The sequence below is a fragment of the Streptomyces sp. NPDC004629 genome (genome assembly GCF_042873595.1).
Lineage (GTDB): Bacteria > Actinomycetota > Actinomycetes > Streptomycetales > Streptomycetaceae > Streptomyces.
Window position 1 is genome coordinate 153203 of sequence record NZ_JBIALO010000009.1, and the last position, 13765, is coordinate 166967.

General features: G+C 71.1%; 14 protein-coding genes. 5 read left to right on the forward strand and 9 right to left on the reverse strand.

Annotated elements, in window-relative coordinates; translation table 11 throughout:
* Nucleotide 1: 1 nt before the first annotated feature.
* From phnH to ACFYTE_RS15895, 8 genes are all read right to left on the reverse strand, one after another.
* Nucleotides 2-673, reverse strand: coding sequence for a phosphonate C-P lyase system protein PhnH (phnH, locus tag ACFYTE_RS15860; RefSeq protein ID WP_388709895.1), 672 nt, complete (start codon nt 671-673; stop codon nt 2-4).
* Nucleotides 670-1110 carry a phosphonate C-P lyase system protein PhnG gene (gene phnG / locus ACFYTE_RS15865; protein WP_388709897.1) on the reverse strand — a complete coding sequence of 147 codons (441 nt, stop codon included), beginning with the start codon at nt 1108-1110 and terminating at the stop codon, nt 670-672. The genes phnH and phnG overlap by 4 nt, the downstream gene beginning before the upstream one ends.
* Before the next feature lie 129 nt (nt 1111-1239).
* Entirely contained in the window at nt 1240-1959 is a 720-nt protein-coding gene (locus tag ACFYTE_RS15870) for a GntR family transcriptional regulator (protein ID WP_388709899.1), read from the reverse strand.
* Between the two features lie 213 nt (nt 1960-2172).
* Complete coding sequence (phnE, locus tag ACFYTE_RS15875) at nt 2173-3933, reverse strand: phosphonate ABC transporter, permease protein PhnE (protein ID WP_388709901.1); 1761 nt, start codon at nt 3931-3933, stop codon at nt 2173-2175.
* A 3-nt stretch (nt 3934-3936) separates the two neighbouring features.
* On the reverse strand, nt 3937-4809 hold the full coding sequence (gene phnC / locus ACFYTE_RS15880) for a phosphonate ABC transporter ATP-binding protein (protein WP_388709903.1): 873 nt from the start codon (nt 4807-4809) through the stop codon (nt 3937-3939).
* The gene (locus ACFYTE_RS15885) at nt 4806-5750 is read right to left on the reverse strand and encodes a phosphate/phosphite/phosphonate ABC transporter substrate-binding protein (RefSeq protein ID WP_388709905.1); all 945 of its coding nucleotides are present in this window, start codon (nt 5748-5750) and stop codon (nt 4806-4808) included. Before ACFYTE_RS15885 ends, phnC begins: the two co-directional genes overlap by 4 nt.
* Nucleotides 5751-5896: 146 nt before the next feature.
* The gene (locus tag ACFYTE_RS15890; protein WP_388709906.1) at nt 5897-6340 is read right to left on the reverse strand and encodes a hypothetical protein; all 444 of its coding nucleotides are present in this window, start codon (nt 6338-6340) and stop codon (nt 5897-5899) included.
* Between the two features lie 315 nt (nt 6341-6655).
* The gene (locus ACFYTE_RS15895) at nt 6656-7324 is read right to left on the reverse strand and encodes a GntR family transcriptional regulator (protein ID WP_388709908.1); all 669 of its coding nucleotides are present in this window, start codon (nt 7322-7324) and stop codon (nt 6656-6658) included.
* A 554-nt stretch (nt 7325-7878) separates the two neighbouring features.
* Between ACFYTE_RS15895 and ACFYTE_RS15900 the strand changes: the two genes are divergently transcribed.
* From ACFYTE_RS15900 to ACFYTE_RS15920, 5 genes are all read left to right on the forward strand, one after another.
* Nucleotides 7879-8772 carry an ABC transporter permease gene (locus ACFYTE_RS15900; RefSeq protein ID WP_388709910.1) on the forward strand — a complete coding sequence of 298 codons (894 nt, stop codon included), beginning with the start codon at nt 7879-7881 and terminating at the stop codon, nt 8770-8772.
* Complete coding sequence (locus tag ACFYTE_RS15905; RefSeq protein ID WP_388709912.1) at nt 8769-9512, forward strand: ABC transporter ATP-binding protein; 744 nt, start codon at nt 8769-8771, stop codon at nt 9510-9512. Before ACFYTE_RS15900 ends, ACFYTE_RS15905 begins: the two co-directional genes overlap by 4 nt.
* Nucleotides 9513-9586: 74 nt before the next feature.
* Entirely contained in the window at nt 9587-10702 is a 1116-nt protein-coding gene (locus tag ACFYTE_RS15910) for an NrtA/SsuA/CpmA family ABC transporter substrate-binding protein (RefSeq protein WP_388709914.1), read from the forward strand.
* Nucleotides 10703-10765: 63 nt separating this feature from the next.
* Nucleotides 10766-12121, forward strand: coding sequence for an LLM class flavin-dependent oxidoreductase (locus ACFYTE_RS15915; protein WP_388709916.1), 1356 nt, complete (start codon nt 10766-10768; stop codon nt 12119-12121).
* A 73-nt stretch (nt 12122-12194) separates the two neighbouring features.
* Complete coding sequence (locus ACFYTE_RS15920; protein WP_388709918.1) at nt 12195-12635, forward strand: OsmC family protein; 441 nt, start codon at nt 12195-12197, stop codon at nt 12633-12635.
* A 387-nt stretch (nt 12636-13022) separates the two neighbouring features.
* Here ACFYTE_RS15920 and ACFYTE_RS15925 read toward each other — a convergent pair whose 3' ends face one another.
* Nucleotides 13023-13700, reverse strand: coding sequence for a GntR family transcriptional regulator (locus ACFYTE_RS15925; protein WP_388709919.1), 678 nt, complete (start codon nt 13698-13700; stop codon nt 13023-13025).
* Nucleotides 13701-13765: the final 65 nt, after the last annotated feature.

The following is a 13765-nucleotide window of genomic DNA, read 5'->3' on the forward strand; positions in this document are numbered from 1 at the left end:
CTCAGACCTCCTCCGGGCGCCGTACCCGAGTGGTACGGGGCAGCCCGGCCACGGAGCCGTCGACGGCGGCGAGGAAGAGGTCGACGCCGCAGGGGAACGCCGCGTTGGCGGCGGCGAGCGCCACGACGGTGTCCGCGGTGAGCCCGCGCACGGCGAGGCGCCGTTCGGTGCCGTCCGGCACACCCGGCCCGGTCAGCAGGAGTCCGGTGGTGTGAGGGCCGTCTGTGCCGATCGCGTCCACCTGGGCGAAGACCCGCGCGCCGGTCTCCGGGGCGAGCGGGGTGCCCGGGTTCAGCGCGGCGATGTCGTCGGGGGTGAGCGGGCGCAGCGCGATCACGGTTCGCGCGTCGGGCAGTTCCGCGCGCGGGGCGCCGGTCGCGGCGTACACCGCCTCCGCCCAGGCCGCCGAGTCCGGGTCGGGACCGGTCAGTACGTGCACCGGGACCTCGACGTCGATCAGTCCGCAGGCGGCGACGGCGGCGGCCGGCGCCGTGTCGGGGACGGTGATCCGGCGGATGCGGCCGGGCCGGGCGAGGACGTCGAGCAGCGCGGTGAAGTCGCGCTGGGACTGCTGGGGTGCGCGGCGCAGAGCGCGGACGCGCCGCGCGTCCGGGGCGCCGAGGGGTGCGCGGTGGGCGGGGGCCGGGGCGGTGCCGGCCGCTCGGTCGGTCACGTCAGCTCCTCGAAGACGACGGTGGTGGTGGTGACGTCGGCCCACTCGGCGGCGTCCTGTGCGGCCCGCCGCTCGGCCACGGCGGCGCACAGGGCGTCGATCTCGGCGGTGGCGGGGCCGCCTGCCGCGGCGAGGGCGTCGAGGACCGCTCCGGCGAGGGCGGCGATCCGGTCGTCGTCCGGGCGCATGCACCAGCCGGGCACGCCGGCGACATCGACCGAACACTCGGTGACCAGTACTTCACCGAGGTAGAAGCGGGTTTCCTCGACGGGTTCGCGTACCTGGAGGACCGCCATGCCGGTCTCCGGGCCCTTCAGGACGGTGGGTTCGGGAATGCTGCCGTCGGCCAGGAGCCGTTCGGCGAGCGGGACGATCTCCTCGTGCGCGGCGGCCGCGAGCAGTTCGCAGCGCCGTTCACGAGTCGGTGTCGAAGACACGTGTGCTCCTTGATTTCCTTGCAGGGGTCGCCCGCGGGTGCGAGCTTTCGCTCACGGTCGCGGTCGTGGGTTCGGCACGGGATGCGGCCGGGCCCGCCGGGGTGTGGGTCCCCGGGCGCGGGCGGCCGGTCAGTCGCGGTCGTCGAGTTCGACGACGATGCGCAGGCCGTCGGGGCGTGACCAGGACTCGCTGCACATCAGGGGGGCTCCGGTGCGGGAGTCCCGGCTCATGCTCTCCAGCAGCCACACCGGCCGGCTGTGCTCGGCCTCCAGTTCCGCTGCCACCTCCGGCGGGGCCGGCACGCTGCTGACCCGGCACCAGGCGCGCACCGGGACGACACCGCACATCTGCCGCAGAATCACATCGAGGGATTCCACGGCGCGCACCGCTGAGCCGAGATCGGGCAGCAGGTCCACCGGGATCCACGCCTGGTTCCAGCCGCTGACCAAGCCGTTGAGGTAGGTCTGCGAGACGAGCAGGTGGGCAGGGCTGCCCTCGCTGCGCTGCAGCCGGTCGGCGTGTTCCTCGCCGAGGCCGACACGGCGTACATCGCGCACGACGCGGCGATGCGTGCCGCCCGCGTCCTCGACGGTTCGGCTTCCCGACGGGGGTTGGCGCCGCGACAGCAGATAATCGATGGGACGGTTGACGAATGTGCCGGCGCCGCGGACCCGCCGCACCAGCAGGCGTCCCTCCAGTTCCTGGAGAGCGGCGCGGGCCGCGGCACGGCTGACGGCGAAGCGTGCGGCGATCTCGTGTTCGCTGGAGACACGTGTGCCGGCGGGCTGGTCGGCGATCTCGGCCGCGAGTACGGCGGCTATTTCTGCGTACCTGCTCTTCTTGGCCACGCCTTCGACTCTGAACCCCGCCGTTGTCCGTACAAGTGTCCCCACACCATCGGTCGCCTGCGCGCAAGTGAACAACAGGAACACTTGTTGCGCCTTTCCGCCCGCGCTCCGGCAGCGCGGTGGTGGGTGACGGACGACGGTGAACGGCCCGCTCTGTCCGGGACAGAGCGGGCCGTTCACCGGTACGGACTCCACGGGCCCGCACGCGTGGCGTCAGGCGTACACCTTCCGCACCCATACCGCGAGGCCCTCCACCAGGAGGACGACGGCGAGGACCATCAGCACCACGGTGGTCACCACGCCGAAGTCCAGCACCCGGGCGGCGTTGAGCAGGTCGTAGCCGATGCCGCCGGCGCCCACGATGCCGAGCAGCGTGGCCGAGCGGATGTTGACATCGAGCTGGTACAGCAGATGGCCCAGCAGGGCGGGCCAGGCGCGCGGCAGGATCGCGCCGAAGAAGACCTGGTGCCGCCGGGCGCCGGTGGCCAGCAGGGCCCGGACGGGTCCTGGCTCCACTTCCTCCAGGGAGTCGGCCACCAGCTTGCCGAGCAGCCCGATGGAACCGATGCCCAGGGCCAGCGCTCCGGCGACCGCACCGAGGCCGGTGACCACGACGAAGACGATCGCGAGGACGAGTTCCGGAACGCCCCGCACACACAGGATCACGGTCCTGAAGAACCGTGCCACACGGGGCGAGCCCATCACGTTCCCCGCCGCGAGCACGCCCAGCAGCACGGCGGGCACCAGGCCGATCAGCGTGCCGGCGAGCGAGATCTGCAACGTCGCCCACAGGTCTTCGAACAGCGTTCCGGCCATCCCGCCCGTGCCGGGCGGCAGGAAGTCGCCGACGGTGGGCAGGAAGGAGCCGGCGGCGCCGGCCAGGGACTGCCAGGAGACACCGGAGCGCACGGCGGAGGCGACGACGAGCGCCGCCGTCAGGACCAGCCAGACCGTGCGGCGCACGCGTGCCGCGGTCCACGGCGGGCTGGTCCGCGGGCCGACGGTCCTGCCGGTGCCGTCTGCGGCTCCGCCCCGGGGCGGAGCCGCCGCAGCGGTCGACGAGGCCGTCACGGTGCGCTTCGGCGCCGCGGACCTGCGCCGTCGCGCATGGCGGGAGCGGGCGGTCACCTCCGGCAGCAGGGTGCGCCGGACAGCACCGGAGACCGCCTCGAACGCGAGGCAGGCCAGCAGCACCACGAGGGCCAGTGCCATGGCACGCCGGTAGTCGAGCCGCGCGACGGCGTTGGCGAGGCTGTAGCCGATGCCGCCGACGCCGACGAAACCGAGCACCACCGAAACACGCAGGTTGATGTCGAGGCGATGCAGTGCGGTGGCGACCAGGGAGGGCAGCACCTGGGGAAGTACCGCACCGGTGATCTGCTGGAGCCGGCCGGCCCCTACCGCCTTGAGCGCGGTGCGCGGACCCTCGTCGATCTGCTCGACGGCGTCCGCGGTGAGCTTTCCGACCATGCCGACGGAGTGCATGCCGAGGGCCACCACGCCGGTCATGCCGCCCAGGCCGAACACCCGGAAGGCGGCGATGGCGAAGACGACCTCGGGCACGGCGCGGCACAGCACGATGACCGCACGCGCCACCGCACGGCAGGGTACGTTGAGGGTGGTGTTACGGGCGGCGAGCAGAGCGACCGGAACACTCAGGACGACCGAGAGCACCGTGGCCGTGATGACGACGGCCAGGGTCTGCCAGAGCAGGCCGAACAGCTCCGGCGCGGGCGGGAAGTCCAGGGGGAGCATCCGGCCGGTGAAATCGACGGCGTTGCCGGCGCTGTCGACGAGCGTGGCGATGTTCAGATGCAGGCCGATGAAGGCCCAGACACCGCCGCCCAGACAGATCAGCAGGGCGAGCCCGGCGGCCAGTCCCGCGCCGCCCGGGCGGGCCAGGGTCCGCCGGGCCGCGGGGACGCCCGGACCAGGAAGGGGAGCGAGCGGGGGGCGCTGATCGATGGCGGACACGTCTCACCTCCGTCCTGTGGAGGGTGCGACCGCGCCGGACACTGGTGCCGGTGGACCGGAAAGCGGTGCCGGTTCCGCGCCGACCTCGGTGTACAGCCGCATCACGGCCGCGCGGTCGATGTCGCGGGTGGTGACGTCCATCACCACCCGGCCCCGGCGCAGGCCGATGATCCGGTCGGCCCAGGACAGGGCCACGTCCACCTGGTGCAGGCTGCACAGGACGGTGAGGCGGCCTTGGCCTGCGACGTCCCTGAGCAGCCGCATGATCTGGGCGGAGGACTCGGGGTCGAGCGAGGCCACGGGTTCGTCGGCGAGGAGCAGTTCGGGATGCTGCATCAGGGATCTGGCCACGGCGACGCGCTGCTGCTGTCCGCCGGACAGGGTGTCCGCCCGCTGGAAGGCGTGCTCGGCGAGACCGACCCGCTCCAGCCCGTCCAGGGCGCGCTCGCGGATCGCGCGCGGGTAGCTGAACAGGCCCAGGCGGGGGCCGCGCAGCGAACCGAGCGCCCCGGTGCAGACGTTCTCCAGGACCGTGAGCCGTCCCACCAGATGGAACTGCTGGAAGACGAATCCGATACGGCGGCGCAGTTCCCGCAGTCCGGCGTCCCCGGTGCCGGCCAGGTCGGTGCCGAGCACGGTGCCGGTGCCGGAGGTGGGGCGCTGCAACCCGTTGAGCTGGGCGAGCAGGGTGGACTTCCCGGAGCCGGACAGGCCGAGGAGCGCCACCACCTCGCCGCCTGCGACGTCGAAGGAGACCTGGTCGAGGGCGAGCCGGGCCTCAGGGCCGGTGCCGAACCGCTTGGTGAGGCCGGTGAGCCGGATCACCGGCTGGGCATGACCGTTTCGCGCACCGGCCTCGGTGCCGACGGCCGTCACGAACCGGCCTCGCACTGGGCGTCACCGGTGGCGGCGCACACATCGCGCACGCTCTTGTAGTCGGAGTCCTTGACCGGGGCGTAACCCCAGTAACCGAAGATGCGGCAGTCGTCGCCGTCGCAGTATCCCTTGGACTTCAGATAGTCGGCGTTGGCCTTCTTGGTGAAGATGTCGGAGAGCTGCCCGCGCAGAGCGGCACTGAGGTCGGTGGAGACGGCGACCGGGGAGCCGGGGATGACCGGCGACTTCCACACCGTCTTCAGGTCCCCCTTCTGCAGCTTGCCCTGGTTGATCAGCAGCTGCTGGATGGTGCTGTCCGAGAAGCCGACGTCGCAGTTCCCGCGGACCACCGAGAGCACGGACGCGTCGTGGCCGCCCGCCATCACCTTGGTGTACGCGTCGTCCTGCACGCCGGCCTTGAGCAGCCCGGCGTGCGGGTACAGGTAGCCGGACGTGGAGTTCTCGTCGACGAAGCACACCTTGCGGCCCTTGAAGTCGGACAGAGCGCCGACGTCCTTGTTCGTGCTGCGCGTGAAGCCGTACGACCAGTAGCCGGGGGTGGCGCCCTTGGCGAGGATGGTGGCGGCGATCGGCTCCAGACCCACACCGCTGTTCTTGGCGACGATGTACGACAGCGGGCCGTAGACGGCGATCTGGGCCTTGTGCGCGCGCTGGGCCTCGATCACGGCGGCGTAGTTCGTCACTTTCTGCAGCACGACCTTCTTGCCGGTCTCGTCTTCCAGCAGTTCGATGAGCGGCTTGTAGTGCTGGGCCGTCGATGTGGCGTCCTCGGAGGGAACCACCGCGAGTGCCAGGGTGCCCGGGTTGTCTTTGCCGGACGACGACGAGGCGTCGTCCGCGGCGCTGCTGCCGCAGGCGGTCAGCACCATGGGCAGCAGGACGGCGGCGGCGAGCGCATGGGTGCGGAGGTGGCGTGACATGCGGTGTTCCTCACAGGAGCTGGGCGGCGGGGCACCGCCGGTCGTGCCGTAAGCCTCTGGACCGCGGATGAGTCGCCGCGCGCCACGAGGTTACGGGCCGCTGAACAGCCCCCGAGGCAATGCGCGACTTGGTTGCACAAGCGACGTCACACTCCGCGCGCCCGGGCGACGGCCACGCAGTGCGCGATGGCGAAGGCATCGGTGCGCCGGTGGTGTTCGGCCCAGGTGCCGGCGAGCACCGCGTCGAACAGCTGGGAAAGGTGCTGCTGTTCAGGGGCGCTGTTCATGCGGGCGACCTCGTGGGAGTAGGCCGCGGCGGACGCGGCGCTGATCCGGTCGGCGAACTCCAGCACCCAGGCCGCCATCGCCACTGTGTCGCGTTCCGCGACGGTGCCGCCGACGGCGAGTGTGCCCACGATCTCCTCGCACAGCGCCCGTGCCCCGATCCGGTAGGCATGGAGCACCGACTCTCGGTCTATGCCCTGCGTGGCGCGACGCCGGGCGCCCTCCGTCAAGGGCACCAACTCCTCGTCCCGTATCTCCCCGGCCCTCATCGCTGCGAGGCAGCAGCGCACCGTGGCCACGGACACCTCGCGTATGTCGCTGAGCAGCGACTCATCGGTGATCTTCCCGTAGGTGCTGATCTCCGCCTTGGTAGGCGCGCACCATGGTCGTCGCCATCACGTCGACCCGCGCCTCCAGGAGCTCTCATCTTCTTCCCCCAGGGCGTGTATCGGATGTGCTGGTCACAGCCGCTCGTTCAGGGCCGCTGCGAGGACGGTCACCCTCGTGGCGGCACCGGCGCCTGTCATACCCGTGGCTCGGGGCCCGGTGCGCAGCACATGTCATTCGCCGGCCGGCGACACACCCGGGGCGTGGTCAGAAGCGGCCCTGGGGCCCGCTTTTCAGGAGCCGACGCCTCGCGACCGGGCCAGGGCGCTGATGCGCAGGTCCCTGGTGCGGCTCTGGTGGGCGATCATGCGGTCGCGGGCCGCGGCCGCATCGCGGCGACGCACCGCGCCCAGGATCGCGGCGTGCTCTTCGAGAATCATGGTGAGGTTGCCGGGGAGGTCCGTGGCAGGGGCGGTGTGCGTGTCGTACACCGTCAGCTGGGCGTCCAGCCGGTCCATCAGTCCGGCGATCGTGGCGTTGTGCCCGGCCTCACGCAGGGCCACGTGCCACAGCTTGTTCAGTTCCCGCAGTTCGGCGGGGTCCTCGTTGGCCGCCACGGTGCTCTCGTGGACGTGCACCAGCCGGGCGAGGTCGAGTTCGGTCCGCCGGAGGGCGGCGGCCTGCGCGGCCGACGACTCCAGGGCGATGCGGGCCTCGCAGATCTCCAGGATCTCCTCCGGTGTGCGGGTGCGGACCACATAGCCGCGGGTCGCCTGCTCCACCAGGCCGTCCTGTTCGAGTCTGATCAACGCTTCCCGCACCGGGGTGCGCGAGACGTTGTACTGCGCGCTGAGGGTCGTGGGGATCAGGACGGTGCCGGGTCCCGCCTGCCCACTGAGGATGCTCTGCCGGATACGGGTGTAGTGACGGCCCGTACGCCCGTCGTCCTGTGAAGGGGCCACGTCCTTCTTCCCTTGTCCTCTCGCGTCGCGAACTGTCGTCCAGGACGGCGCAGCCGCCCGCACTGACTACAACTGTATACACTAGCTTGCAATTGAATGCAGCTGTCGCTAGGGTCGCCTCAACGTTCGAAGCAGCTCCGGACGCCGGGCCGTTCAGCCGGCGATCACAGCTACGGGAGTTCCGGCATGTTCCGCGAGGCGCAGTCACGGTGGGATCTGACCCACCTGCCCGTCGCGGTCGTACTCCTGCGAGCGGGCGAGCTGACATGCCGTCGGCACATCGATCTCATGCGGGTCTCCAGCGCCAGCTGTCGCTGATGATCCGGTCTTCGTAGCGGCGCGCTGCCACTGCGCAGTCCGCGCGCGGCATCCTTCCCGCTCGTCCCGCTTCGCTTGCCATGCCCTTCGGCCCCTGACCCGGCCATCGTGCCCGCGAGCGCCCTCGCGCCGAGAACGCCGGCGTTCCTCCTCCGCCCCACAGGGGCCATAGCCCGTGCGCGGGCCGTGGGCGCGGGCGGCCGGGGCCCGGACCACCACTCCTGAAAGGGAGACCCATGCCCGAGCAGCCACTGCTCACCAAGGACGGAGATCCGCCCTCCGTCTCCGAACAGGGTCGCGCCACCGCGCCACGTCCGACCGGACCGCCCGCCACCCGCCGGATCGCCCGTCTGCTGCCGCACACCGGACGGGCACTCGGCCCCTGGGCCGTTCCGCTGCTGGCCCTGGTGGTGTGGCAGACGACCGCCCGGACCGGGGTCCTTTCCCCGTCCGTGCTCCCCGCCCCGGAGGCGGTCCTACGAGCAGGCACCGACCTCGCCGCCACCGGTGATCTCCAGCGGTACCTGCTCACCAGCCTGCGCCGCATCGCGCAGGGCTTCGCCCTCGGCACGGCCACCGGCCTCGTCCTCGGTTTCACCGTGGGGATGTCGAAACCGGCCGAAGTGCTGCTGGACCGCTCGCTGCAGATGGTCCGCACCATCCCGCACCTGGCCCTGGTCCCGCTGATGATCGCCTGGTTCGGCATCGGCGAGGAGCCCAAGATCCTGCTGGTGGCGCTGGGCACCTTCTTCCCCGTCTATCTGAACACCGTCACCGGCATCCGCGGCGTGGACCCCAAACTGCTCCAGCTCGGCCGTTCCTACGGTCTGGGGCGCTGGGCCCTCGTACGTGACATCGCCGTTCCCGGTGCGCTGCCGACGATCCTGGCGGGCATCCGCTACTCCCTCGGCGTCGCCTGGATGACCCTCGTCGTCGCCGAGACCATCTCCGCCAGCGACGGCATCGGCTACCTCGCCCAGGACGCCCGCCAGATGCTGCGCACCGACCAGATCGTGCTCGCCATCGTGCTGTACGCACTGGCCGGTCTGCTCGCCGACCTCCTCACCAAGCTCATCGAAAGAAGGGTCCTGCGGTGGCACCCCAACTACCGTCGTCCGTCCGCCCCGTGACGCCCCCTGCCACCGGTGCCCGCCTCCTCCTGAGCAATGTGGGCAAGCGGTACGGCGACCGGTGGGTCCTCGACGGCCTCGGCCTGGAGGTCGAACCCGGCTCCTTCGTCTCCTTCCTCGGCCCCAGCGGCGCGGGCAAGAGCACCTTGCTGCAGATCATCGCGGGCCTGGAGGAACCCAGCGCGGGAAGCGTCGACTTTCACCCGACGGGACCCGGGCCCGCCACGGCGCGCATGATGTTCCAGGAGGACCGGCTGCTGCCCTGGCGCAGCGTCGAGGACAACGTGCTGCTGGGCGTCAAGGGCCGCAGGGACGAGGCCCGTGCCCTGCTGGAGGCCGTGGGACTGGCCGGACGTGAGGATGCCTGGCCGGCCGAACTGTCCGGCGGTCAGAGGCAGCGCGTCGCCCTGGCCCGCGCGCTCCTGCACCGTCCCGAAGTGCTGCTGCTGGACGAACCGTTCGGTGCCCTGGACGCCCTGACCCGGATCGCCATGCAGCAACTCGTGGAACGCCTCTGGCTGGCACAGCCACGCACCGTGCTGCTGGTCACCCATGACGTGGAGGAGGCACTGGTGCTCTCCGACCGCGTTCTGGTGCTGACCGGCGGCTCGATCGGACGCGACCTGCGGATCGACCTGCCGCGCGGGAACAGGCGCGGCCACCCGCGCCTCGTCGCCTGGAAGGAGGAGATCCTGCGGGGGCTGCTCGAACCGGATGCCGTTCCCCCCAATGTCACCTGACCGGGCCGAACCTGTCGGCGGCCCAGCTGACCGCTCCTTGCCATCCCGCGCCTCGCGCAACGAAGGAATTCACCATGCCCAGATACCCGATCACCGCTTCCCGACCCTCCGTCACATCGCCGGCCGGGCCCTCGCGCCGCCGCCTCCTCGCCCTGGGGGGCGTCGCCGCGCTCGCTCCCGCCCTCGCCGCCTGCGGCCGAGGCAGCTCCGCGCCCAAGACCGAACAGCTCGCCGAGGGCGTGCCCGCCAAGCTCCGCTTCGCGGTCATCGGAAACGGCAAGACCGGTGTACCGGCGGCTCTGCGCCACAAGTTCGACGGCGTGGACATCGGCAAGGAACTCGGCGGAACGTCGGTCGCCTGGCCCTCGGGTTTCACCGCCTCCCTGCCCGTCATGGAGGCGTTCAAGGCCGGCAGTGTCGACTTCTCGTTCGCCACCGCCACCGCCGTGGCCTACGCGGTCGGCGGCGGAGTCCCCATCGTGCCGCTCGCCGCTTACCCCCTGCCCGGCACAGAGGTCGAGATCCTTGTGCCGCGGGGCTCCTCCATCCGCGGTGCGGCTGATCTGAAGGGCAAACGGATCGCCGACCAGAAGGGCACGACCGGCACCTACAGCCTCATCAAATACCTGGAGAGCGCCGGCCTGCGGCTCGACGACATCGAGTACGTCGATCTGCCGGCCGCCGACGCGGAGTCGGCCTTCGCCAACGGCAAGGTGGACGCCTGGATCGGCTGGCAGCCCGCCATCGGCCTGGCCAAGGCCCGGCATCGGGCCCGCAGCCTGCCGAACGTCAAGACGTACGACTACAGCTTCTACGTGGCGAGCGAGTCCTTCGCGAAGGAATTCCCCGAGGCCGTGGCGAAGGCCGTGCGCGCCGTCCGCGATGTCCAGCGTCGCGTCAACGGCTCCCCGGAGAAGAGTGTCGAGTTCTTCGACCGCATCGGCGGATTCGGCTCCGCGAAACTGGAGCGCGAGGTCTACCTCGAACTGACCCGGAAGAAGCTCCTGTCCGATTCCAACGCCGACACGCTTGCGGCGGTGGACGCCAAGGCGATCGACAGCACCCAGGACCTCGCCGACAACTTCCATGCCCTGGGCGTCTACCCGTCGAAGATCGATGTGGCCGGGTTCCTGCGGGACTCCCGGTTCGACTCGATCAGGAAGACGGTCGCCGCCGAACTCGCGCGGTGAACCGGCACCGGCACCCCTGGAAGCCCCCGACGCCCACAACCCGCCACGGCAGAAAGCCCCTTGATGAGCACTTCCCGGAACCAGATGCACCTCGCCGCCTTCGTCACCGCGGGGCCCGGCCGGCCCGGCGGCTGGCGCTACCCGGGCGCCGAGCCGAACTGGCTGTCCGCCTCCTACTACCAGCACATCGGACGGGTCCTCGAACAGGGCAGATTCGACCTGATGTTCTTCGCCGACATCCTGTCCGTACCCGACCGGTTCGACAACAGCACGGACAGCCAACTGCGCTACGGCGCGCTCGGCTCCCTCCGTCTCGACCCGACGCCCATCCTCGCCTCGGTCGCGGCTGTCACCCATCACCTCGGGGTGGCCGCCACGGTCTCCACCAGCTACCTGGAGCCCTTCCCGGTGGCCCGGTCGTTCGCCACGACCGACCACCTCAGCCACGGCCGCGCGGCCTGGAACGTGGTGACCTCCTTCCAGGACTCCGAGGCCCGCAACTTCGGCAACGACCGGCACATCGACCGCGACAAGCGTTACGACCGGGCCGACGAGTTCCTCGAAGTGGCCTGCAAGCTCTGGGACAGCTGGGAGGACGACGCCCTGGTCATGGACCCGGCCGTGCCCCTCTTCGCCGACCCCGCACGGGTCCACCGCATCGACCACGAGGGCGAGTGGTTCAGTGTCCGCGGCCCCCTGAACGTCTCCCGTCCGCCTCAGGGCTACCCGGTGATCATCCAGGCCGGCGCCTCTCCCAAGGGGCGGGACTTCGCCGCTCGCTGGTCGGATGTCATCTTCTGCAGCCACGCCTCGCTGGAATCAGCCCGGGACTTCTACAGGGACGTCAAGGCCCGCGCCGTGCGTCACGGTCGCCGCGCCGAGGACATCAGGATCCTGCCCATGGCGACTCCCGTCATCGGCCCGACCACCGAGGCGGCCCGCGAGACCCAGAAGCGGCTGGAAGACCTGGTGCCGCCGCTGGCCGGCCTGTCGACGCTCGCCTATCACCTGGACGTCGACCTGGCCGGCCTCCCCCTCGACGAGCCGCTGCCCGACGTGGACGCGCCGGGCGTACAGGGCCACTACAAGGAGGTCGTGGAGATGACGCGGCGCGACGGACTGACCCTGCGTGAGCTGGGAAAGCGCTACGGTGGCCGCACCGAGGGTGCCTTCGTCGGCACGGCCGCGGAGGTGGCGGACGGCATGGAGCGGTGGTACTCGGAGGGCGCCTGCGACGGATTCACCATCGGCGCCGTCCACGCTCCGGGTGCGTTCGAGGACTTCGTCCGCCAGGTGGTTCCCGAGTTGCAGCGTCGCGGTGTCTTCCGCACCGAGTACGAGGGCACGACCCTGCGCGACAACCTGGGCCTGGCACGCCCGGAGGCCGGAGCCTGGCACAGCCGCCGCTTCGGTGCCTGAGCACCCGCCGACCGGGGCCGCACACCGCCGCGCCCGTCCGTCCGCCGCCGACGACCATGAGGACGACAACCCGATGACGACCGCAGTCGACACCGTGAGCATCACCGGCAGGACCACGGACACCGTGGGCCGTTTCCTGGTGGCTGCCAGAAGCAACCACTTCGTGTCCGACGCCCGTACCGGACCGGCCGAGGCCGTCCAGGCCGGAGAGCTGCTGCTGTCCTCCCTGGCCTCCTGTTCCCTCAGCAACATCCAGCTCCACGCCGAGGAGCGTGGGTCCGGCCTGACCGACGGGCACGCCCACGTCAGCTACGAACGAGACCCGCAGGACCCCACCCGCTACGCGGCCATCCGCATCGGCCTCCGGCTGAGCGGAGTGACCCAGGAGGAGGCCGAGACACTGGCCGGGCTCTTCGCCGACAGCTGCCCCATCTACAACACCCTGCGCCGGGGCGGTAACGTCACGATCTCTGTGCACGCCGCCCCTCCACGCGACCGGGCAACGATCGCGTGACCGCATGTCGTTCGGCCCGGTCAGGCCCGGCGGCACCCCCGGCTACGCGGATCCCGCCGTGTGTCCGCGGCTGTGGACCGCGGCACCTTGATCCCGCGCTATGTCTGAGGTGTCGACAACCCGCCGGCCGGTGACGCGCCTTGGCCCGGCTCCAGCCGCCAGGGTCCGACGGAGTCCGGGGCGGTGGTGGGGCCGACGAGGACGCCGGTGAACCGGGAAGGGGGAAGCATCCCGCGGCAGGCCGCGGCCGGCGCGTCCGCGTCGACCTGCCGCAGTGCGTCCTGGCGGGCGGCGAGTGCGGCATCAGAGCGCCCCGCCGCGGCGACGGGCGGCGCCGCAGGCCGGGTCGACCGGCGCTGCGGCGACGGCGCGTCGAACGGCGGGATGTCACGCCTCCTTGTGGCCGGCCCACCAGCCCAGGACGTGGCCGATGTGCCGGACCATCAGCCGCTCGCACTCCTCGGCTTCCCCCGCCTCCAGGAGGTTCAGCAGGTCCAGGTGCTCGCGAGCCGACGCCTGGAGTTCCTCCGTCGCCACCAGATTCGCCAGACCCGTCAGACGCGTCTGGGCACGCAGGTCGGCAACGATGTCGTGCAGCCTCGGGTTGCCGGCCAGTTTCAACAGCGTGAGGTGGAAGGCCGTGTCGGCCTGAAGGTAGTGGGTCAGGTCGGCATCGCGGGCGCCCCGCACGATCTCCTCGGCCAGGCCGCGCAGGCGGGTCAGGTCGGCCTCGGCGAGTCCTCCCGCGAGCCGCCTGACCGCCGGCGCTTCCAGCAGTTGGCGTACGTCGACGATCGCGCGCAGTTCCTCCTCGCTCACCGCGGTGATGCGGAAGCCCTTGTTGCGGACGATGTCGACCATGCCGCGCTTGGCCAGGTTGAGCATCGCCTCTCGGACCGGTGTGGCCGAGACACCGAAGCGCGCGGCCAGGGTCGGGGCGGAGAACACCTCCCCGGCAGGCATCTGACCCGAGACGATGGCCGCGGCGATCGCCTCCTCGACCCGCTCACGCAGGCTGCTGGCGGGCGCGAGCGGAGCCAGAGAGTCACTGTCCGCGGTCACCATGAATATCCCCATCACCAATCAACGGCCGAACTCTGTCCCCCAGTGCAATGGCACATCTTACCGAT

Bases quoted from the DNA above. Each gene is read 5' to 3' on its own strand.
- ACFYTE_RS15885 (WP_388709905.1), bottom strand. From the start codon at position 5,750: ATGTCACGCCACCTCCGCACCCATGCGCTCGCCGCCGCCGTCCTGCTG.
- ACFYTE_RS15900 (WP_388709910.1), top strand. From the start codon at position 7,879: ATGCCCGAGCAGCCACTGCTCACCAAGGACGGAGATCCGCCCTCCGTC.
- ACFYTE_RS15910 (WP_388709914.1), top strand. From the start codon at position 9,587: ATGCCCAGATACCCGATCACCGCTTCCCGACCCTCCGTCACATCGCCG.
- ACFYTE_RS15915 (WP_388709916.1), top strand. From the start codon at position 10,766: ATGAGCACTTCCCGGAACCAGATGCACCTCGCCGCCTTCGTCACCGCG.
- ACFYTE_RS15920 (WP_388709918.1), top strand. From the start codon at position 12,195: ATGACGACCGCAGTCGACACCGTGAGCATCACCGGCAGGACCACGGAC.
- ACFYTE_RS15925 (WP_388709919.1), bottom strand. From the start codon at position 13,700: ATGGTGACCGCGGACAGTGACTCTCTGGCTCCGCTCGCGCCCGCCAGC.